This window comes from Bradyrhizobium sp. JR3.5 (assembly GCF_054057015.1).
Window position 1 is genome coordinate 1,910,605 of record NZ_JBSRYV010000002.1, and the last position, 20,368, is coordinate 1,930,972.

The window sequence follows — 20,368 nt, forward strand, 5'->3', positions numbered from 1 at the left end:
CGATGGCGAAGCCGAAATCCTTCCTGCGCCTATTCACCGAAGCCGGTCCGCTGGTCGCGCTGACGGTGGCGCTTGCGCTGTTGATCGGCATTGCCGAGCCCGCCTCGGCGCAGTTCTTCGGCTTCCCCGGCTTCGGTGGCGGACCGCCGCAACCGCAGCGCCGCGCTCCGCCGCAGCACGGCGGCGGTGGCGGTGGCGGCTGGTTCGGGGGCGATTTCTTCGCGCCATTCCAGCAGCAGCCGCAATCATCACAGCCGCAGCGGCCACGCGAGGATTTCTCGCGCGCTCCGCCGCCGGCGAAGCGCGAAGCCGCCGCCGAGCGCAACGTGCTCGTGATCGGCGACGCCATGGCCGACTGGCTCGCCTATGGCCTGGAAGATGCCTATTCCGACCAGCCCGACATGGGCGTGATCCGCAAGCACAAGACGGTCTCCGGCCTGATCCGCTATCAGCCCAAGGGCGATCCGGCGGATTGGGCTGCGGCCGCCAAGGGCATTCTCGCCGCCGAGAACCCCGACGCCATCGTCGTGATGCTCGGCCTCAACGACCGCACCTCGATCCGCGAACCGGTCGCGGAGAAGAAGGTCGACAAGAAGGACGAGAAAAAGGACGCGCGCGGCAAGCCGGACGCAAAGCCCGGCGACAAGCCCGATGCCGCCGCCAAGACGGACGGCAAGACCGATAGCAAGAGCGACAGCAAGCCGGTCGATGCCGAGCTGCCGGCCGACGACGCCGACACGGACTCACAGGCCGCGCCGGAAAAGACCGCGCGCTCGCCCAATGGCCTTTATGACTTCCGCGACGACCGCTGGGTCGAGCTCTACGGCAAGAAGATCGAGGAGCTGATCAACGTGCTGAAGAGCAAGGGCGTGCCGGTGCTGTGGGTCGGCCTGCCCGCGATCCGCGGCCAGAAGGGCACGTCGGACATGCTGTTCCTCGACGCGCTCTATCGCGACGGCGCCGGCAAGGCCGGCATCACCTATGTCGACGTCTGGGACGGCTTTGTCGACGAGGCCGGCCGCTTCATGCCGAAGGGCCCGGACTTCGAAGGCCAGCCGCGCAAGCTGCGCTCCGATGACGGCGTGTTCTTCACCAAGGCCGGCGCGCGCAAGCTCGCGCACTATGTCGAGCGCGAGGTGACCCGCCTGCTCGCGGTGCGCACCGGTCCGATCGCGCTGCCGAGCGAACCGGCAACGCCCGAGACCAGCACCGAGCCCGGCAAGCCCGCGCCGCGGCCGCTGGCAGGGCCCGTGCTGCCGCTGGTCGCCTCCACGGTCGGTACCGATCAACTGCTCGGCGGCCCCGGCTCACGCCCCGCCGCGGTCGACGCGCTTGCCGCACGCACGCTGGTGAAAGGCGAGGCCTTGGCGCCGCCGGCCGGCCGCGCCGATGATTTCGCCTGGCCGCGCCGCGAAATGGGGCGCGAGCAGGCCAAGGGCGACGTGCCGGTTGCCGCGACCACGCCGGCCGCCCCAGCGGGAGGCCCTGCGAATCCGCCGCCCTCGACCACGGCGATCGCGCCCGACGGCTCGATCATCACCGCGCCGAAGCCGCCAAGACGCGTGTTCCATCCGGCCCAGGCCCAGCCGCAACAGCAGCCACAGACGCAGCCCTGGCTGCGTGACATCTTCGGATTCGGCGCGCCGCAGCAGCAGCGCCCGCTGGTCGCCCCGCCGCCGCGCCCGCCGCGCAATGTCGGACAGCGTGCCGCGGTGCCGGGGAATCCCTGGCAGTAGGCGGCGCGCGCTCTCATCGAATTGAAGCTAGATCCACGTCATTGCGAGCCATCCGGTCGGCGCGAAGCGCCGCCGGACGACAGGCTCCGCGAAGCAATCCATCGATCCGCACGCGCGGACGGATGGATTGCTTCGTCGCTTCGCTCCTCGCAATGACCGTGAACGAATCTCAGCCGTAGTAGCGCCAGCGTGACGGCGGGCGGCGCGGCTGGCGCGTCATCAACAGCGCCAGCGCAAAGCCGATGCCGCCGGCGATCAGGAGCGATCCGAGCGGATTGTCCTGCACCGTTTGCGCCATCGCCCTCTGTCCGCTGCGAACGGTCTCGCCGCGATTCTCATAAGCATCCTTGGCGTAGTTGACCGCGGTGTCGGCGGCGTCGCGCGCAGCGTCCTTGGCCTGGCCGTAGAGATCCTGCACCGCGCCTGCGGCTTCGCGCGCGCGGCCCGAGGCTTGGGTCTGCGCATCGCCGGCCGCATCGCCGACGGCGCCTTCGGCCTTGCCCACGAATTCCTTCGCCGTTCCGAAAATCCGATCCTTGTCCATCACGTGCTCCCTGAAACTGTCAGGAGGCCAACCGCGGAACCTCGCACAAGTTCCTGGAGCTAAAGAATGAGCCCGCCATCGACGATGATGGTCTGGCCGACGACGTAAGAGGCGAGCGGCGAGGCCAGGAACAGCGCGGCGCCGGCCATGTCGGCGGGCGTGCCGAGACGCTTCAGCGGAATGCGCTCGAGCGCGCCTTCGAGCCGCTTTGGATTCGCCGTCGTCGCCTTGGTCATCTTGGTGTCGACGAGGCCGGGCGCGATGCCGTTGACGCGGATGCCGTTCTCGGCCCAGGCCTCGCCGAGCGTGCGCGTCAGGCCGACTGCGCCGGTCTTCGAGGCGTTGTAGGCCGGATTGCCCATGGTGGAATGATAGGCCGCGGTCGAGCTCACGATGATCAGCGATCCTTTGCTCGCGCTCAGCATCGCGTGGAATTTGGTGGCGCAGGCCATCAGGCTCATCAGGTTGACTTCCATCACCTTGCGGAAGCCTTCCATCTGGAATTCCCCGCGGCGGTAAATCACCGCGCCTTGCGCCAGCACCAGCACGTCGAGCCGATCGAACGACGGCGTGAGGCTTTCGATCGCCTGCGGATTGCTGACGTCGAGCTGCGCATAGGCAAGGCCCTCGAGATGCGAGCCTTCCTCAGCGGAATAGTCGCTCGCCTGCGCGCGGGTGCCGTACACGGCAACGCGCGCGCCCTTGGCGCGGAAGGCCTGCGCGATGCCGTTGCCGATGCCGCTGGAGCCGCCGACCACCAGTACTTGCTTGCCGCCGAAATCGAGCTCGTTCATCGCGTTCCTCTCCGGTGTTGTTTTCTTGATTGAGCATGATCCTTTTCGAAAAGCCAACGCAAAAGCCAACACAGAACTTGCGTTAACGCGCTGCGCGCGCGGCGATAGCGGATCACCGGTTTGACGTCTTTACGGATCGGTGCCAGCGTTGCCGGTCTCACAACGCGCCAAATTTCATCTCGCGAGAATCCGTCATGTCCGAATTCAAACAGCTCAGCCGCTCGGTGAAGGGCCTCACCGTTCTCGTCACCGGTGCCGCCAGCGGCATGGGCCGCGCCACCGCGCGCGTGTTCGCCGATGAGGGCGCCAATGTCGCGGTCACCGATCTGACCGAAGAGGGCACGCAGGCGGTGGTGAAGGAAATCGCAGCAAGCGGCGGCTCGGCAAAGGCCTGGACGCTCGACGTCAGCGACCGCGACGCCATCACCAGGGTCGTCGGCGATGTCGCGGCGCATTTCGGCGGGCTCGACATCATCGTCAACAATGCCGGCATCTCGGTGCGGGTGCCGATCGACGATCCCGGTTACGAGGACGCCTGGGCCAAGGGCATCGCGGTGATGCTGACCGCGCATCCGCGCATCATCCGCGCCGCACTGCCATACCTGCGCAAGTCGCGATCGCCGCGCATCGTCAACATCGCTTCGACCGAGGCGCTCGGCGCGACCGGGATGCACAGCCCCTACTCCGCGGCCAAGGGCGGCGTCACCAGCCTGACCCGCTCGCTCGCGGTGGAACTGGGACGCGAAGGCATCACCGTGAACTGCATTTGCCCGGGCCCGATCCGCACCGCCATCACCGACCGCATCTCCGAGGAGCACAAGACGATCTACGCCAAGCGCCGCACCGCGCTCGGCCGTTACGGCGATCCGGAAGAGGTCGCGCACATGACGCTGAGCCTGTGCCTGCCCGCCGCATCGTTCCTGACCGGCGCGGTGATTCCGGTCGACGGCGGGTTGATGGCGCGGAATGCCTGACCCGCATCTGGTCGCGAAGCGTTGACAGGGCGCGCGTCGGGAGTAGCCTTCTCGTCAAACGAAGCGGGACAACCGCCCGCGCGATACGGGGAGATGCGCCAATGACGGTCCTGATCCGGCAGCTTCACAAGCATTTCGTCGGCGAGGTCTCCGGCGTCGATCTGCGCAAGCCGCTGACGAAGCAGGAAGCGATCGACATCGAGGCCGGCATGGACAAATACGCCGTGCTCATCTTCCACGGCCAGGACATCACGGACGAGCAGCAGATGGCGTTCGCGCTGAATTTCGGCGAGCGCGAGAACGCGCGCGGCGGCACGGTGACGAAGAAGGAAGACTACCGCCTCTCCTCCGGGCTCAACGACGTCTCCAATCTCGGCAAGGACGGCAAGCCGCTGCCGAAGGATCACCGCACCCATCTGTTCAATCTCGGCAACTGCCTGTGGCACTCCGACAGCTCGTTCCGGCCGATCCCGGCGAAATTCTCGCTGCTGTCGGCGCGCATCGTCAACCCGAAGGGCGGCAACACCGGGTTCGCCGACATGCGCGCGGCCTATGACGCGCTCGACGACGAGACCAAGGCCGAGATCGACGACATGATCTGCGAGCACTCGCTGATGTATTCGCGCGGCTCGCTCGGCTTCCTCGACTATACCGACGAGGAGAAGGAGATGTTCAAGCCGGTGCTGCAGCGCCTGGTGCGCACCCACCCGGTGCACGGCCGCAAGTCGCTGTATCTGTCCTCGCATGCCGGCGCCATCAGGGGCATGAGCATGCCGGAGGCGCGGCTGCTGCTGCGCGATCTCACCGAGCACGCCACGCAGCCGGAATTCGTCTATGTGCACAAATGGACGGTGCATGACCTCGTGATGTGGGACAACCGCCAGACCGTGCACCGGGTGCGCCGCTACGACCAGTCGCAGCCCCGCGACATGCGCCGCGCCACGGTGGCCGGCACCCAGCCGACGGTCGCGCAGGAAGCGGCCGAGTAGCGGCGCTGCCAAATCCCGTCATCGCCCGGCTGATCCAGTATTCCAGAGGCGTCTGTGGATGACCGATAGGCCGCGGCTTACTGGATGCCCCGCCTTCGCGGGGCATGACACCGGAAGAATGGCGAACGCGCTACGCGTGCCCGGCGTCGTTCGACAGCATGCCGGCTTCGATGCCGATCTTGCGCAGGGCGCGCGCGTATTTCTCGTCGACATCGGTGCCGAAGATCAGCTCCGGATCGGCATCGCAATGCAGCCAGCCATTGTGCTGGATCTCGTTCTCGAGCTGGCCCGGCGCCCAGCCGGCATAGCCCAGCGCGAGGATCGCGTGCTTGGGACCGGAGCCCTTGGCGATCGCCTTGAGGATGTCGACGGTCGCGGTGAGCGAGATGCCGTCGTCGATGTTCAGCGTCGCATCCTGGATGTAGAAGTCGCTGGAGTGCAGCACGAAGCCGCGGCCGGTGTCGACCGGGCCGCCCTTCATCACCTTCATCATCTCGGCGTTTTCCGGCAGCGTGATCTGGTCCGACTTCTCGATGATGTCGAGCTGCACCAGCAGCCCCGGGAAATCGATGCTGCCGGCCGGGCGATTGACGATGATGCCCATCGCGCCCTCCGACGAATGGGCGCACATGTAGATCACGGAGCGTTCGAAGCGCGGGTCGTTCATCACAGGCATCGCGATCAGCATCTGGCCATCGAGATAGCCATCTTCGGTGGCATGGGGACCGACGGCCGGGCTTCCGCCGGCGGCGGTCTTGCGAGTCTTGCCTGTTTTGCCTTCAGGGCGGCATCCGCAAAGGCCTCTCCTGCTGATTTGGCATCCTGATATTGGGTCGCGGTTCTGTCAATCAACCTTCGGCCGCCGTGCGGCGATGCATCACAAGCAATTCAATGGTTTGCAACGAAAGTTGCAGGTAAAGACGTCTCATGATCGTCACAGTTCCCATGCGTGCCGCATTTGCCGTCGCCGCCATATTTTCCGTCGCATCCGTGGCAACGGAGGTTCGCGCCGACGACGCCTCGCCGTGGCAGCAGGATACGCATTCGGCGGTCAGGCTGCTGGCGGGATCGCGCAGCGGCGCGGTGCTGCTCGGCGGCATCGCCTTCCAGTTGCAGGACGGCTGGAAAACCTACTGGCGCACGCCAGGCGATTCCGGCGTGCCGCCGCGGTTCGATTTCTCCAGGTCGGACAATGTCGATGCGGTCACGGTGATGTGGCCGGCGCCGCGCCAGTTCGACGACGGCGCCGGAGGTACCTCGCTTGGCTACAAGCACCAGGTGGTGCTGCCGCTGCGCATCGTGGCGAAGAACCCCGACAAGCCCTTGGTGCTGCGCGCCGACATCAGCTACGCGGTGTGCGAGAAGCTGTGCGTGCCGGTGGAAGCGAAGGCCGAGCTGGCGTTCGCGAGCGTAGCCTCGACCGAGGACGCCGCGCTGTCGGAAGCGCTCAACGCGGTACCGAAGCCCGCCAATATCGGCGATCCCACCCCGTTCACGATCCGCGACGTCAAGCGCGACGGCAACAACGTGCTGGTCGATGTCGCCGCGCCGGAGAGTAAGGACCTCAGCCTGTTCGTCGAGGGGCCGACGCCCGACTGGGCGCTGCCCGTGCCCAAGCTCGTCGAGCACGCGCCGCCGGGCGTGAAGCGCTTCTCGTTCGAGCTCGACGGGTTGCCGCCGGGTGCCAAAGCGGACGGCGCCGCGCTGAAGCTGACGCTGGTCGGCGGCGACAAAAGCTACGAATTCAATATCAATTTGAACTGACGCCAAAAAGGTCGTTCCAATAGCGTCGTCGCGGCCTGGTGCGCAATTGCGCACGGGAGCCGGGCCCCATACTCCGCGGCTGCCGTGTGAAGCACGCTGGGGTTCAAGGTGTGCGCACCAATTGTTCCCTGTGGTATGGTCCCGGCTTTCGCCGGGACGACGCCTGGGTTGAGAGCATCCGTCACCCAACCCAATCTTAACGTTTCGTTGATAGATCGGGAGCCATTGCCGCCTTGCGGCGCTTTAGGAATTTTCCGCCTTGGCTGTGATGGAGACACAATCCGCAACCTCCGCGCCATCGGGGCCGGCCGCACGCCTGCGCGGCCTCGCCGCGCGCCTGCTCGGCGGCACCAAGGAGGCCTCGGTCACCAAGCGCCTCGCCGGCATGATCTTCGTCATCCGCGTCATCAGCGCCGCCATCGCCTATCTCGCGCAGATCCTGCTGGCGCGCTGGATGAGCGGCTCGGACTACGGCATCTATGTCTATGTCTGGACCTGGGTGCTGCTGCTCGGCAGCACGATGGATTTCGGCATCGCGCCGTCCTCGCAGAAGATCATCCCGGAATATCGCGCACACGGCGACCTCGCCGCGCTGCGCGGCTTCCTCTCCGGCGGCCGCTGGGTGGTGCTTGCCGCGTCGAGCACAGTGGCACTGCTGCTCGCCGGCGTGATCCACCTCGCCTCGCCCTGGATCGACCCCAACGCGGTCGTGCCGCTCTATATCGGCTGCCTGACCTTGCCGCCCTTCGTGGTCGCCAACACCCAGGACGGCATCTCGCGCGCGCATGACTGGATGCAGCTCGGCCTGATGCCGCAGTTCATCGTGCGGCAGGGACTGATCATCGCGCTCACCGCCGGCGCGCTGGCGCTCGGCCTCAATCTCGGCGCGACGGCTGCGATGATCGCGAGTGCCGCGGCCGTGTACATCGCGGCGATCGGCCAGATGATCGTGCTGAACCGCCGCCTCGCCGCCCATCTCGGGCCGGGCGAGAAGACCTACGACGTCAGGGGCTGGTTCGCGATCTCGCTGCCGATCATGCTGGTCGAGAGCTTCTATCTGCTGCTCGGCTACACCGACGTGCTGATGCTGCAGCAATTCCGCTCCTCCGAGGAGGTCGGCATCTACTTCGCCGTGGTGAAGACGCTGGCGCTGGTGTCATTCGTCCACTACGCGATGTCGGCGACGACGGCGCACCGCTTCGCCGAATACAATGCGCTCGGCGACAAGGATCGGCTGTCGGCCTATGTCGCACACGCCATCAGCTGGACGTTCTGGCCCTCGCTGCTCGCGACCATCGCCCTGCTCGCGTTCGGCAAGCCGCTGCTGTGGCTGTTCGGCCCGAAATTCGTCGACGGCTACAGCATCATGTTCGTCGCAGCGATCGGGCTCGTGGTACGCTCGGCGATCGGGCCGGTGGAGCGGCTGTTGAACATGCTGGGACACCAGAGCATCTGCGCCACGGCCTATGCGGTGTCGTTCTTCATGAATGTCGGGCTCTGCATGACGCTGGTGCCGCGCTATGGCGGCATGGGCGCGGCGGCCTCGACCTCGCTGTCGCTGATCTTCGAGACGATCCTGCTGTTCGTCGTGGTGCGCTCGCGCCTCGGGCTGCACGTGTTGGCGTTCGGGAAGGCCCGGTCGGCGCCGTAGCATTGAGGCGGGCCGGATGACTCACCGCCGGCGGCGATCATCAGATCGAAAGCAAAAGCCGGCCCTGATCGGATCAGGGCCGGCTCATTCTTCGGCAAAAATCCCGCCGGAAAACTACTCCGCCGTCCAGCCGCCGTCGATCGAGAGATTGGCACCGGTGATCTGCGCGGCATCGTCGCCGCACAGGAACAGCGCGAGTGCGGCGACCTGCTCCGAGGTGACGAACTCCTTGGTCGGCTGGGCGGCGAGCAGCACGTCCTTGATGACCTGCTCCTTGGTCATGTTGCGCGCCTTCATGGTCTCCGGAATCTGGTGCTCGACCAGCGGCGTCCAGACATAGCCCGGGCTGATGCAGTTGCAGGTGATCTTGAACTGCGCGAGCTCGAGCGCCGCGGTCTTGGTGAGGCCGGCGATGCCGTGCTTGGCCGAGACATAGGCCGACTTGAACGGCGAGGCGACCAGCGAGTGCGCCGATGCGGTGTTGATGATGCGGCCCCAGCCGCGCTTCTTCATGCCGGGCACCGCGGCGCGGATGCCGTAGAACGCCGACGACAGATTGATCGCGATGATCGCTTCCCACTTCTCCGGCGGGAATTCCTCGATCGGCGAGACGAACTGGATGCCGGCATTGTTGACGAGGATGTCGACCGAACCGAAGGTCTTCTCACCGAGCGCGATCATGTCGGCGATCTCGGCCGGCTTGGTCATGTCCGCTGGCGAATAAGCCGCCTTGACCTTGAAATCGGTCTCGATGCCGGAACGCTCCTTCTCGATGTCGGCCGGCACACCCATGCCATTGAGCACGATATTGGCGCCGGCGCCGGCGAAGGCGCGCGCATAAGCCAATCCAATGCCGCTGGTCGAGCCGGTCACAACGGCGGTCTTGCCTGTCAACGTACCCATTGTTCTTCGCTCCTATTTGCTTGCAGGGGACTTCGTTTCAGGGGGCGTGGGTTCGTCCCCCGTGAGGTCGTAAGTCACCATGGTTTCGCCGGACTGTGGCCGTTCTAGCCATTCTTTGTGACGCATCGACAAATGCACGTCGCGGACGCCCGCGCCCCAGTGCTCGACCATCGCAACATGGGAGAAGTCGTAGTCCTTCGACGAGCTCTCGTAATTCTTGCTCTTGTAGATCAGGTGAACCACCGTGACGGTGTTCTCCTTGGACGCCTTGCGCAACAGTTCGACCGACGGATCGTTCTTCAAATAATCGGGCAGCTTGCTGATCAGGTCGCGCACCGCCATGCGGGCGTTGTGGATCTGCCTGTTCTTGTCGGTGTTCATCCGCGTCCGGCTGGAAAAGCGGATGTCCTTTTCGCGCTCGGCGGCCTCCAGCAGCGTCTCCGGCACCGGCCCGCGCGCGCTGAACAGGTCGACCTGGAAGATCAGGAGATCGCGGCCGGTCTCCTCGTCGAGCACGAAGTCGAGCGGCGTGTTGGAGGCGATGCCGCCGTCCCAGTAATGCTCGCCCTCGATCACGACGGCGGGAAAGCCTGGCGGCAAAGCGCCCGAGGCCATGATGTGCTCGGGGCCGATCTTCTTGCCGAGCTTCTTGAACTCGTAATTGTCGAAATAGCGGAAATTGCCCGAGGTGACGCCGACCGCGCCGACCGACAGCCGCGTCTTCAGATCGTTGATGCGATCGAAGTCGACCAGCCGCTCCAGCGTCTTCTTCAGGGGTGCCGTGTCGTAATAGCTCAGCGACTGCGAACTGCCGGGCGGCCACAGCGGCGCCGGCGGAATCCGCGGCGTGAAGAAGCCGGGCACGCCGAAGGTCGCGATGATGGCGGCGCTGGTCTCGTTGAACAGCGAGCGGGCGCGCTCATGCTTGGAGACCGGATTCCAGGGCACCGGCGCCGACACCATATCCCAGAATTCCTTCAGCCGCGGCACGCGGTTGGCCGGCTCATTGCCGGCGATGATCGCGGCATTGATGGCGCCGATCGAAATGCCGGCGATCCATTCCGGCTCGAAGCCTGCATGGCAGAGCGCCTGAAAGGCGCCGGCCTGATAGGAGCCCAGCGCACCGCCGCCCTGAAGAACCAGCACACGCTGCCCTTGCGCCGGCGTCGAGCCGGGCGCGGAATCCGAAGTATCCATTCGTAACCGTTCGGTTCAAATGACTTGAAGGCGCACCGTGGCGGCTGTTCGCAGCCGCGTCAATCAACGAGATGGAGGGCTCTCTGTTTGAGCATGATCTTCTCGGAAAACCGCTTCACACTTTTCCGGATCACGCTCTAGATCACGCGGAATTTATCGAGATCAGGTTGCCGCCAAAATGAGCGTCCAGAACACCTTGTATTTGGTATTCGGAGCATAAACGGCCGCGATGCCCATTTTTGTGACACCGCTCTTGAGCATATTGGCCTTGTGCGGCGGCGAATCGCGCCACCCCGAAAAGGCTTCCGCCAGCGTGTGGTAGCCGGCCGAGATATTCTCGACCGCCACGGTCGCCGGATAGCCGCCGGCCTCGAGCCGCTTGCCGAGCGGGGCCTTGACGTCATGGTCCATCTTGTTGCGGGCGGCCATCGCCTGCGACTGCTGCTCGGCGAGCCTAGTCAGGTCCGGGTCCACCACCACGGTGCCGAGACCGTTGTTCTGGCGGTACTGCGAAAACATGATCGCGGCGGCTTGGCTGTCCAGCACGGCACCGGGCTGCGCCATGTTGAGATACATGGCCGGTTCTTCCGGGATTTTGGTGTCTGTACCGCAGCCGGCAAGCACCAGAAGCCCGAACAGGGCGACCGTCGTCCGTTTCACTACTGAAAACCCCCAAGGTTGGCCCGCCGTTGTTGCATACCAACCGTGGCTGAATGGTGAACAGGGGCTAACTTTTGGCCATCAATAGCCACCGATCTCCGGGAACAGTCGATTCGCCGAGCGAAGTCCCGGATTTCGCTGCGCTCCATCCGGGCTGCCGAGCTTCTCCCTCCCCTGAAAGGGGAAGGTCGGGATGGGGGTCGGCCACAGGCGACACTGGATGTGGAGAGCCCCACCCGCTTTGCTCTGGCAAGCAAAGCGACCTCCAAGGGGAGGTTTGAGCATCCGTGCTACGGAGCCTACTCTTGGGCGGCAAAGATCCGGTAGCGGCGGGGCTGCAGCGAGACGATTTCGCCGGCCTGGAGCTCGCGGTCGCGGGGGGCGTCGATCTCGATCACGGTCTTGCCCTCGCCCCCCGACAGGGCCACCTCGGCGCGCTGGATCGGACCGAACGAACGGACATGCCGGATGGCGCCTTCCAGCGCCCCGGTTCCCGCCGGGCCGACCGCCATGTCGTGGCGGCGGACGAACAGCTTGGCCGCGCCGGACGCGGCACCCAACGCCGGAATGTTCAGCGGACGGCCGTCGAGCCGCACCGCGTCGCCGGCCACATCGACCGGCAGCACGATGGATTCGCCGATGAAGCCGTGCACGAAGGCGGTCGCCGGATTGTCATAGACCTCGCCGGGCGAGCCGATCTGCTCGATCTTGCCCTTGTCCATCACAACCACGCGGTTGGCGACTTCGAGCGCCTCCTCTTGGTCGTGGGTGACGAAGATCGAGGTGACGTGGATCTCGTTGTGCAGCGAGCGCAGCCATTGCCTGAGCTCCTTGCGCACCTTGGCATCGAGCGCGCCGAACGGCTCGTCGAGCAGCAGGATCCGCGGCTCGATCGCAAGCGCACGCGCCAGCGCGATGCGTTGACGCTGGCCGCCGGACAACTGGCTCGGATAGCGATTGGAGAGCCAGTCGAGCTGCACCAGATCGAGCAGGTTCTTGACGCGGGCGCGGATCGTCGCCTCGTCCTTGCGGATCGCGCGCGGCTGCACGCGCAGGCCGAACGCGACGTTCTCGAACACCGTCATGTGGCGGAACAGCGCGTAGTGCTGGAATACGAAGCCGACCTGACGCTCGCTGGCACCGCGCGAGAGCGCATTCTCGCCGTCGATCGCGACCTCGCCCGAGTCAGGCCAATCGAGGCCTGCGATGATCCGCAGCAGCGTCGTCTTGCCGGAGCCGGATGGGCCGAGCAACGCCAAGAGCTCGCCGTCGGCGACCTTGAGATCGACATTGTCGAGCGCGGCAAAGCTGCCGAACTTCTTTACGATATTCGTGACTTCAATCGCCATCGGGCACCTCTGGCTCGTCGAGCCGCCGCTCGAGAACGGTTTTCGCCACCAGCGTGATCAGCGCCAGCATCGCCAGCAGCGACGCGATCGCGAACGAGGCGACGAACTGATATTCGTTGTAGAGAATCTCGACCAGGAGCGGCATCGTGTTGGTCTCGCCGCGGATGTGGCCGGAGACGACGGACACCGCACCGAACTCGCCCATCGCGCGCGCGTTGCAGAGCAGGACGCCGTAGAGCAATCCCCATTTGATGTTGGGCAGCGTGACGCGGAAGAAGGTCTGCAGGCCGGAGGCGCCGAGCGAGATCGCCGCCTCCTCTTCCTGGGTGCCCTGCTCCTGCATCAGCGGGATCAGCGCGCGCGCCACGAAGGGGAAGGTGACGAAGATCGTCGCCAGCGCGATACCGGGCACCGCGAACAGGATGTGAACGTTGTGCGCCTGCAGCCATGGCCCGAAATAGCCCTGCGCGCCGAACAGCAGCACGAAGACCAGGCCCGAGATCACGGGCGAGACCGAGAAGGGCAGGTCGATCAGCGTGATCAGGAAGGTCTTGCCGGTGAATTCGAATTTCGAGATCGCCCAGGCCGCGACCACGCCGAACACGAGATTGAGCGTGACCGAGATCGCCGCGACCAGCAGCGTCAGTTTGATCGCAGCGAGCGCCTCCGGCTCGGCCAGCGCCGCGAAATAGGCGACGATGCCTTTCGAGAAGGCCGACGCGAACACGACGACCAGCGGCAGCACGACGAAGATGCTGAGGAAGGCGATCGCCAGCGCAACGATGATCAAGCGGATCGGACCCGGCTCGGTGCGCGGGTTGCGCCGCGCCGCGACCGGCTCGGCGCGCGCGATCTCGAGCCGCGGCGCTGGGGCCGCAACGCTGACATCGGTCGCGGGCGCGTAGGTCCGCAGCTGCGTGGTCGAGGTCGCCAATCCCGTCTGCATCGACATCTCGAACCTCAATGCACGGGAATGCGGGCTTGCGCCCAGCGCTGCAGCCGGTTGATCAGGAAGATGATCAGGAACGAGGCCACCAGCATCACGACCGCGATCGCGGTGGCGTCGGCGTAGCGGAATTCGGACAGCCGGATCACGATCAACAGCGGCGCGATCTCGGAGACGTTGGGCAGATTGCCGGCGATGAAGATCACCGAGCCGTATTCACCGATGGCGCGGGCAAAGGCCAGCGCAAAGCCGGTGAGCAGCGCCGGGATCAGGCTCGGCAGGATGACGCGAAACACGGTGTGCCAGCGATTGGCACCGAGGCTTGCCGCCGCCTCCTCGATCTCGGGATCGAGATCGATCAGCACCGGCTGCACCGTGCGCACTACGAACGGAATGCCGATGAAGATCATCGCGATGAAGATACCGATCGGCGTGAACGCGACCTTGATGCCGAGCTCGGCGAGCGGCGCGCCGAGCCAGCCCTTCTGGGCAAACAGCTGCGTCAGCGCCACGCCTGCGACCGCGGTCGGCAAGGCAAACGGAATATCGACGATGGCGTCGAACAGCCGCCGGCCCGGAAAACGGTAGCGCACCAGCGCCCAGACGATAATGGTGCCCATCACCAGATTGACGCAGGCGGCCGCAAACGAAAGCCCGAACGAGATCTTCAGGGCGTTCAGGGTGCGGCGGCTGGTGACGATGGTCCAGAACTGATCGAGGCTGAGCTCGAACGTCTTGAGGAACAGCGCAGCCAGCGGAATCAGGATGATCACGGAGAGCCATGTCAGGGTCAGCCCCATGGTGAGACCGAACCCCGGCAGGGTGCTGCGCCTTGCAACCGCTGTGCTCACATATCCCCCTGTTCGACCCGCGCGATATCCCGTTCAGTTCTTGTAGATCTGATCGAAGATGCCGCCTTCGGCGAAGTGCTCCTTCTGCGCGTTGGTCCAACCACCGAAAACGTCGTCGATGGTGAAAAGTTCAACCTTGGCGAAGGATTTTTCGTACTCCTTGGCGATCTCGGGATCGCGCGGCCGGTAGGAGTTGCGCGCGGCGATCTCCTGGCCTTCCTTGCTGTACCAGTACTTCAGATAGGCTTCGGCGACGGCACGGGTGCCCTTCTTGTCGGCGACGGCATCGACGACGGCGACCGGCGGCTCGGCCAGGATCGACTGCGCCGGGGCCACGATCTCGAACTTGTCCGGGCCGAATTCACGCAGCGCCAGAAAGGCTTCGTTCTCCCAGGCGAGCAGCACGTCGCCGACACCGCGCTCGACGAAGGTCACGGTCGAACCGCGCGCACCGGTGTCGAGCACCGGGACATTCTGATAGAGATCGGCGACGAACTTCTTCGCCTTGTCGGCCGAGCCGAACTTCTTCTGGGCATAGCCCCAGGCGGCGAGATAGTTCCAGCGGGCACCGCCCGAAGTCTTCGGGTTCGGCGTGATCACGGCAACACCGGGCTTGATCAAATCGTCCCAGTCCTTGATGCCCTTGGGATTGCCCTTGCGGACCAGGAACACGATGGTCGAAGTATAGGGCGAGGCGTTGAGCGGCAGCCGCTTCTGCCAGTCCGCTGCGAGCAGGCCCTTGCCCGCGATCGCATCGATGTCATAGGCCAGCGCCAGCGTGACGATATCCGCCTGCAATCCGTCGATCACCGAGCGCGCCTGCGAGCCCGAGCCGCCATGCGATTGCTTGATCTCGACGCTCTTGCCGGTCTCCTTCTGATAGGCCGCGGCGAACGCCTTGTTGAAATCGACATAGAGCTCGCGCGTCGGATCGTAGGACACGTTGAGCAGCGAATAGTCGGCCGCGAAGGCCGAGCTCGCCCACAACAATCCCGCGACCAGCGGCAGCATACGACGGATCATTTCTGTCTCCATTCAACCTGAGAACGTCAGGGAACACGCAAGACATCACTCACGGTGAAGCGGCCTCAAGTCAACGAAACCGGTTTTCTTTGTTTTCAGCGGCGCAGCGCGCTTGTGCTACGAACTCGCCGCGCTGCGAAGGCTTTGTCGCGTCGCCAGATCGCGATGAAGCGTCATCGCGATTTGGCGCAGCGCTCTACGACAATTTCATTGTGTGGATGCCGCATTCCGTCTTCGCCCGGCCACGCCAGCGGCCGTCGCGCGCATCCTCGCCGGCCGCGGCCCGGCTGCTGCAAGGCATACACCCGACCGACTGATATCCCGATGCGACAAGTGGATGCGGCGGCAGCTTGCCGAGCGTGTAGATCGCCTCAATCTCCTCGCGCGAGACGTTGGCGAACGGATTGAACTTCAGCCTGACGCCATCGTCCTCGACAACAGGGATATCGGCGCGGGCACCGCCCTGGAAACGCTTGCGGCCGTTGATCCAGCCGGCGAACGGCTTCAGTGCGCGCGCCAACGGCTCCACCTTGCGGATGCGGCAGCAGGCGTCGGGATCGCTGAACCACAATTCGCGGTCGGGGTCCTGGCGCGACAGCGCCTGCTCATCGGGCTTGATCGAGCGCACATCGGTGAGGCCGAGCGTCTCGATCAGCGTATCACGATAAGCCAGCGTCTCCTCGAACAGCCAGCCGGTGTCGAGGAAGACCACCGGGATCGCCGGATCGACGTCCGCCATCACCTTGAGCAGCGCGGCGGCCTCGGTGCCGAACGACGACACCAGCGCCAGCCTCTCGCGGCCGACCGTCCGCAATGCGGCCGCGATCACCTCGGCGGGCGATGCTTTGCGCAGCGCGCGATCGAGCGCATCCGCTGCCGGCAATGCGACTGATGCCTCTGCGAGCTCTGGTGCAAGTGTGCTCACTGGCCGGCACTCTCCGAGTGACGCAGCTGCATGCGGCGGTTGAGCGCGGTGACGCGGCCGTCGCCGGTCGGCTGATAGAACACCGAATAGCGCTTCATGGTCTGGGCGAACGCGTCGGCGTCGGCATCCTTCTTCACCTCGAAGGCATCGAAGCCGGCGCGCGTCATGAACACGAACTGGTCGCGCAGGATCTGCCCGGTGGCGCGCAGCTCGCCGTCATAGCCGTAGCGCTCGCGCAGCAGGCGGGCCTGGCTGTAGGCGCGGCCGTCGCGGAAGGTCGGGAACACCAGCGCAACCGAGGCCAGCCGATCGAGATGCGGCACCAGTTCGTCGAGGTTGCGGTTGTTCGGCCAGATCACCCCCAGCTTGCCCGGGCGGCGCAGCAGCGCTTCCGGATCGGCGAGAAAGCGCTCGGCCGTCACCAGCACCGCGCCGTCACCCGGCAGCTCGGCGCCGTCGGCGACATGCACGAACAGATCGGTGGTCAGTCTTCCCTGCTTAACGAGTGGCATAGACGCGCTCCCTGAAAGGCTCGACGCCCAGACGCTTTACCGTGTCGACGAACAATTCCTCGGGACGGTCGCGCAGCGCGAGATAGGCTTCGACAATGTCTTCGATCACGTCGGCGACTTCCGCATAGGGAACGGCCGGGCCGATCAGGGTGCCCATCTGCGCGTTCTCGTCGGCGCGGCCGCCGATCGTGATCTGGTAGAACTCCTCACCGTTCTTCTCGACGCCGAGAATGCCGATGTGGCCGACATGGTGATGGCCGCAGGCATTGATGCAGCCGGAGATGTTGATGTGCAGCCGGCCGATCAGGTCGGCGGTGTCGTGGTTGGCGAAGCGCCGCGTTAGCTCCTGCGCGATCGGGATCGAGCGCGCGTTGGCCAGCGAGCAGTAATCCAGTCCCGGGCAGGCGATGATGTCGGTCACTAAATTGACGTTCGGCGTCGCGAGGCGGAGGCGGTCGAGCGCCTTGAACAGCTGTGGCAGGTCGCGCTTGGCGACGTGCGGCAGCGCCAGGTTCTGCTCGTGGCCGACGCGGATCTCGCCGAACGAATATTTGTCGGCGAGGTCGGCGACCGCGTCCATCTGCTCGGCGGTGGCGTCGCCGGGCGGACCACCGACCGGCTTCAGCGACAGCGTCACGATCGAATAGCCCTGCACCTTGTGCGCCGACACCGAATTCTTGCGCCAACGCTCGAACAGCTTGTCATGCGCGGCCTGCTTCAGCTCGTCCGGCATGTGCGGCAGCTTTTCGTAAGGAGGATAGGAGAAGCGCGAGCGGACCTCCTCGATGGCGGTGTGATCGAGCGTCAGCCCGACATCGCCCATCTGCTTCCATTCCTCCTCGACTTCCTTGGCGAACTTCTCGATGCCGAGCTCATGCACCAGGATCTTGATGCGCGCCTTGTAGATGTTGTCGCGGCGGCCGTACTGGTTGTAGACCCGCAGGATCGCCTCGATGTAGCTCAGGATATCGCGGCCCGGGACGAACGGCTTGATGGTCTTGGCGATGAACGGCGTGCGGCCGAGACCGCCGCCGACCAGCACCTCGAAGCCGGTCTCGCCGTCGGCGTTCTTGTGCAAACGCAGCCCGATGTCGTGGATCTTGATCGCGGCGCGATCGTGCTCTGCGGCGGTGATCGCGATCTTGAACTTGCGCGGCAGGAACGAGAATTCCGGATGCAGCGTGGTGTGCTGGCGGATCAGCTCCGACCAGATCCGCGGATCCTCGATCTCGCCCGGCGCGACGCCGGCCCACTGGTCCGAGGTGACGTTGCGCATGTTGTTGCCGGAGGTCTGCATCGCATGGATGCCGACCTCGGCGAGATCGGCCAGCGCGTCTGGCAGCTCGGCGAGCTTGATCCAGTTGAACTGGATGTTCTGCCGCGTGGTGAAGTGGCCATAGCCGCGGTCGTAGCGGCGCGCGACATGGGCGAGCCGCCGCATCTGCTTCGACGACAGCGTGCCGTAGGGGATCGCGACGCGGAACATGTAGGCGTGCAGCTGCAGATACACGCCGTTCTGCAGGCGCAGGATCTTGAATTCGTCCTCGGTGAGCTCGCCGGAAAGGCGGCGCTTCACCTGATCGCGGAATTCCGAAACACGCTCGTTGATCAGCGTGCGGTCGAGTTCGTCATAAGCATACATGTTCGATGAGCCTTACGCCGGCGCGTCTTACGCGGGGACCTGAAGATCGATGGTGACGCCCTTGGCGCGGATATGTTCGCGGAGATTGCCCGGCTTGACCTTGCCGCCATCCCTGAGCTCGACCGGCGCGATATAGGGGCCGACCGCGCCGACGTCGTCGGCGGTGGCTTCGGCCAACAGCGCACGGGCGTCGTCGGAGGTGCTGACGACGGCGGAATCGGAGAGTTCGGTGGACCAGCCTTGTTTGGCGGTTCGATACACGACGGCGCCGTCCCAGGTGCGGTTGGCGGTCACCACCGAGGGGCCTGTGATCCTGATTTTCTTCTGTTCGAGCGGAGAGGTCATTCGGCAGCCTTCAGCAGTTCGGAGAACATCTGGTTGGAGAACAATTGGGTGACGTTGGATCGGCTCCACGGCGCGGAATGTGCGACCACGTCGCCGATGATGAGGACAGCGGGACCGCCATCGACCTGTTCGACCAGCTCGGGCAGCCGCGCCAGCGTGCCGACCGCAGCCTTGGCGTCCGGCCGCGTCACGCGCGCGAACACGCCGACCGGCGTCTCCGGCGAGCGGCCCGCGGCGAGCAGACCTTCGCGGATCGAGGGCGCCGCGGTCATGCCCATGTAGACAACGACGGTCATCCTGGTGTCGGTCAGCACCGACCAGTCGACCACTTCGGCATCGCGCGCCTTGTGCGCGGTCAGGAAGGTGATGCGCAGCGCCTCGTGCCGGAAGGTCAGCGGCACCTCGAATTGCGCGGCCGCGCCGAGACCGGCGGAGATGCCGGGAATAATGGAGTAGGCGACGCCGGCGTCGCGCAGCGCCTCGATTTCCTCGCCGCCGCGGCCGAACACAAAGGGGATCGCCGCCCTTGAGCCGCACCGCGCGCTGGCCGGACTGCGCGGCCTCGATCATCAGGCGGTTGATGGCGTCCTGGCCGATGCCGGGCTTGCCGATGCGGCGGCCGACCGGAATCCGCGCGGCATCGCGCCGGATGCGGTCGAGAATTTCCGGTGACACCAATTCGTCATAGAACACGACGTCGGCGTCCTGCAGCGCGCGCAGCGCCTTCACGGTGAGCAGATCCGGATCGCCGGGACCGGCGCCGACCAGCGTCACATGACCGACAGCCTTGCCTTCCGTATCAGCGCCGGCGAATGCGGCGGGATCGCCGATCGCGTTCAGCGCGTGCTCGGCCTCGTCCTTGCGGCCGGCCAGCACCAGCGCGCCGATCGGGCCGTCGACGATGCGCTCCCAGAAGCGGCGGCGCAGCGGAAATTCTTCAATCCGCGCATGCATCGGTTTGCGGAAGCGGCCGATAAAGCCGGCGAGATCGCCGATCCGCGCCGGCAGCACCGCCTCGATCTTCTCGCGGATGCGACGCGCCACAACCGGCGACGTGCCGCCGGTTCCGACCGCGACCACGACATCGCCGCGATCGACGATCGCAGGCATGATGAAGGTGGAGTGCACGAGGTCGTCCATCACGTTGACCGGCAGGCCAATCGCCTTGGCGCGCACCGACATCGCAACACCGACCTCGCCTGCACCGGCGCAGAGCACGGCGATGACATCGGAGAGATCGGCTGCGAGCGGATCGCCCTCGGCGCGCTCGATGCGCGCGGCGTCCTCCGCCGCGATGCCGGCGAGCTCATGATCGCCGTCGGTCGCGTACCAGCGAACCGCGGCGCCGGCAGCTGCAAGCAGCCGCAACTTAGCGCGCACGAGCTCGCCCGCTCCAACGAGCAGCACCTTGCCGCTTTGCAGATCCAGAAACACCGGCAGATATCGCATCAGACACTCGCTTCCCCAACTTGGGGGTTGACTGAAATTATTTTCTATTTATCTCTCGATCAAGGCCAAGCAAAGAGAAAATTATTTCTTCTCTATTGCAGCGCAACTTTAGAA

General features: G+C 65.3%; 19 protein-coding genes and 1 pseudogene. 5 read left to right on the forward strand and 15 right to left on the reverse strand.

What is annotated here, in order from left to right; all coding sequences use genetic code 11:
* Nucleotides 1-2: 2 nt before the first annotated feature.
* Nucleotides 3-1,736, forward strand: coding sequence for an SGNH/GDSL hydrolase family protein (locus tag ACVWW1_RS25985; protein ID WP_456660679.1), 1,734 nt, complete (start codon nucleotides 3-5; stop codon nucleotides 1,734-1,736).
* Between the two features lie 169 nt (nucleotides 1,737-1,905).
* On the opposite strand, the gene ACVWW1_RS25990 is transcribed toward ACVWW1_RS25985, so the two are convergent.
* Together ACVWW1_RS25990 and ACVWW1_RS25995 are read right to left on the reverse strand one after the other, a co-directional pair.
* Nucleotides 1,906-2,280, reverse strand: a complete 375-nt coding sequence (locus ACVWW1_RS25990) for a CsbD family protein (RefSeq protein ID WP_176528928.1) — start codon at nucleotides 2,278-2,280, stop codon at nucleotides 1,906-1,908.
* A 59-nt stretch (nucleotides 2,281-2,339) separates the two neighbouring features.
* Entirely contained in the window at nucleotides 2,340-3,074 is a 735-nt protein-coding gene (locus tag ACVWW1_RS25995; RefSeq protein WP_456657897.1) for an SDR family NAD(P)-dependent oxidoreductase, read from the reverse strand.
* 194 nt (nucleotides 3,075-3,268) lie between these two features.
* On the opposite strand from ACVWW1_RS25995, the gene ACVWW1_RS26000 reads away from it, so the two are divergent.
* Complete coding sequence (locus tag ACVWW1_RS26000; protein ID WP_207834939.1) at nucleotides 3,269-4,048, forward strand: SDR family NAD(P)-dependent oxidoreductase; 780 nt, start codon at nucleotides 3,269-3,271, stop codon at nucleotides 4,046-4,048.
* Nucleotides 4,049-4,149: 101 nt separating this feature from the next.
* A complete protein-coding gene (locus tag ACVWW1_RS26005) occupies nucleotides 4,150-5,037 on the forward strand; it encodes a TauD/TfdA dioxygenase family protein (protein WP_456657898.1) in 888 nt (295 codons plus the stop codon).
* Between the two features lie 130 nt (nucleotides 5,038-5,167).
* Here the strand turns inward: ACVWW1_RS26005 and ACVWW1_RS26010 are convergent, their stop codons facing one another.
* Nucleotides 5,168-5,851, reverse strand: a complete 684-nt coding sequence (locus ACVWW1_RS26010) for a YqgE/AlgH family protein (protein WP_456660680.1) — start codon at nucleotides 5,849-5,851, stop codon at nucleotides 5,168-5,170.
* Nucleotides 5,852-5,964: 113 nt separating this feature from the next.
* Between ACVWW1_RS26010 and ACVWW1_RS26015 the strand changes: the two genes are divergently transcribed.
* Both ACVWW1_RS26015 and ACVWW1_RS26020 read left to right on the forward strand, forming a co-directional pair.
* Nucleotides 5,965-6,801, forward strand: a complete 837-nt coding sequence (locus ACVWW1_RS26015; protein ID WP_456657899.1) for a protein-disulfide reductase DsbD domain-containing protein — start codon at nucleotides 5,965-5,967, stop codon at nucleotides 6,799-6,801.
* A 259-nt stretch (nucleotides 6,802-7,060) separates the two neighbouring features.
* On the forward strand, nucleotides 7,061-8,452 hold the full coding sequence (locus ACVWW1_RS26020) for an oligosaccharide flippase family protein (RefSeq protein ID WP_456657900.1): 1,392 nt from the start codon (nucleotides 7,061-7,063) through the stop codon (nucleotides 8,450-8,452).
* Nucleotides 8,453-8,566: 114 nt separating this feature from the next.
* Here the strand turns inward: ACVWW1_RS26020 and ACVWW1_RS26025 are convergent, their stop codons facing one another.
* The 12 genes and pseudogenes from ACVWW1_RS26025 to cysG all read right to left on the reverse strand — a co-directional run bounded on the left by ACVWW1_RS26025 (nucleotide 8,567) and on the right by cysG (nucleotide 20,254).
* Nucleotides 8,567-9,355, reverse strand: a complete 789-nt coding sequence (locus tag ACVWW1_RS26025) for a 3-hydroxybutyrate dehydrogenase (protein WP_092118875.1) — start codon at nucleotides 9,353-9,355, stop codon at nucleotides 8,567-8,569.
* Nucleotides 9,356-9,367: 12 nt separating this feature from the next.
* Complete coding sequence (locus tag ACVWW1_RS26030) at nucleotides 9,368-10,552, reverse strand: DUF3734 domain-containing protein (RefSeq protein WP_456657901.1); 1,185 nt, start codon at nucleotides 10,550-10,552, stop codon at nucleotides 9,368-9,370.
* Between the two features lie 162 nt (nucleotides 10,553-10,714).
* Nucleotides 10,715-11,212: a CAP domain-containing protein gene (locus ACVWW1_RS26035; protein WP_076860877.1), complete on the reverse strand. Its 498-nt coding sequence runs from the start codon at nucleotides 11,210-11,212 to the stop codon at nucleotides 10,715-10,717.
* Nucleotides 11,213-11,511: 299 nt separating this feature from the next.
* The gene (locus tag ACVWW1_RS26040; RefSeq protein ID WP_456657902.1) at nucleotides 11,512-12,561 is read right to left on the reverse strand and encodes a sulfate/molybdate ABC transporter ATP-binding protein; all 1,050 of its coding nucleotides are present in this window, start codon (nucleotides 12,559-12,561) and stop codon (nucleotides 11,512-11,514) included.
* Nucleotides 12,551-13,513: a sulfate ABC transporter permease subunit CysW gene (gene cysW, locus ACVWW1_RS26045; RefSeq protein WP_456657903.1), complete on the reverse strand. Its 963-nt coding sequence runs from the start codon at nucleotides 13,511-13,513 to the stop codon at nucleotides 12,551-12,553. Before cysW ends, ACVWW1_RS26040 begins: the two co-directional genes overlap by 11 nt.
* A gap of 8 nt (nucleotides 13,514-13,521) precedes the next feature.
* Nucleotides 13,522-14,328, reverse strand: a complete 807-nt coding sequence (gene cysT, locus ACVWW1_RS26050; protein ID WP_176534823.1) for a sulfate ABC transporter permease subunit CysT — start codon at nucleotides 14,326-14,328, stop codon at nucleotides 13,522-13,524.
* A 63-nt stretch (nucleotides 14,329-14,391) separates the two neighbouring features.
* Entirely contained in the window at nucleotides 14,392-15,381 is a 990-nt protein-coding gene (locus tag ACVWW1_RS26055) for a sulfate ABC transporter substrate-binding protein (protein WP_456657904.1), read from the reverse strand.
* 196 nt (nucleotides 15,382-15,577) lie between these two features.
* On the reverse strand, nucleotides 15,578-16,306 hold the full coding sequence (locus ACVWW1_RS26060) for a phosphoadenylyl-sulfate reductase (RefSeq protein ID WP_456657905.1): 729 nt from the start codon (nucleotides 16,304-16,306) through the stop codon (nucleotides 15,578-15,580).
* Nucleotides 16,303-16,818 carry a DUF934 domain-containing protein gene (locus ACVWW1_RS26065; RefSeq protein WP_229172086.1) on the reverse strand — a complete coding sequence of 172 codons (516 nt, stop codon included), beginning with the start codon at nucleotides 16,816-16,818 and terminating at the stop codon, nucleotides 16,303-16,305. Before ACVWW1_RS26065 ends, ACVWW1_RS26060 begins: the two co-directional genes overlap by 4 nt.
* A complete protein-coding gene (locus ACVWW1_RS26070; RefSeq protein WP_456657906.1) occupies nucleotides 16,805-18,460 on the reverse strand; it encodes a nitrite/sulfite reductase in 1,656 nt (551 codons plus the stop codon). The genes ACVWW1_RS26065 and ACVWW1_RS26070 overlap by 14 nt, the downstream gene beginning before the upstream one ends.
* Nucleotides 18,461-18,487: 27 nt before the next feature.
* Nucleotides 18,488-18,805 (reverse strand): DUF2849 domain-containing protein, encoded by a 318-nt coding sequence (locus ACVWW1_RS26075; protein WP_456657907.1) that lies wholly within the window; start codon nucleotides 18,803-18,805, stop codon nucleotides 18,488-18,490.
* Nucleotides 18,802-20,254 (reverse strand): annotated as a pseudogene (cysG, locus tag ACVWW1_RS26080) (siroheme synthase CysG). Before cysG ends, ACVWW1_RS26075 begins: the two are co-directional and overlap by 4 nt.
* Between the last annotated feature and the right edge of the window lie 114 nt (nucleotides 20,255-20,368).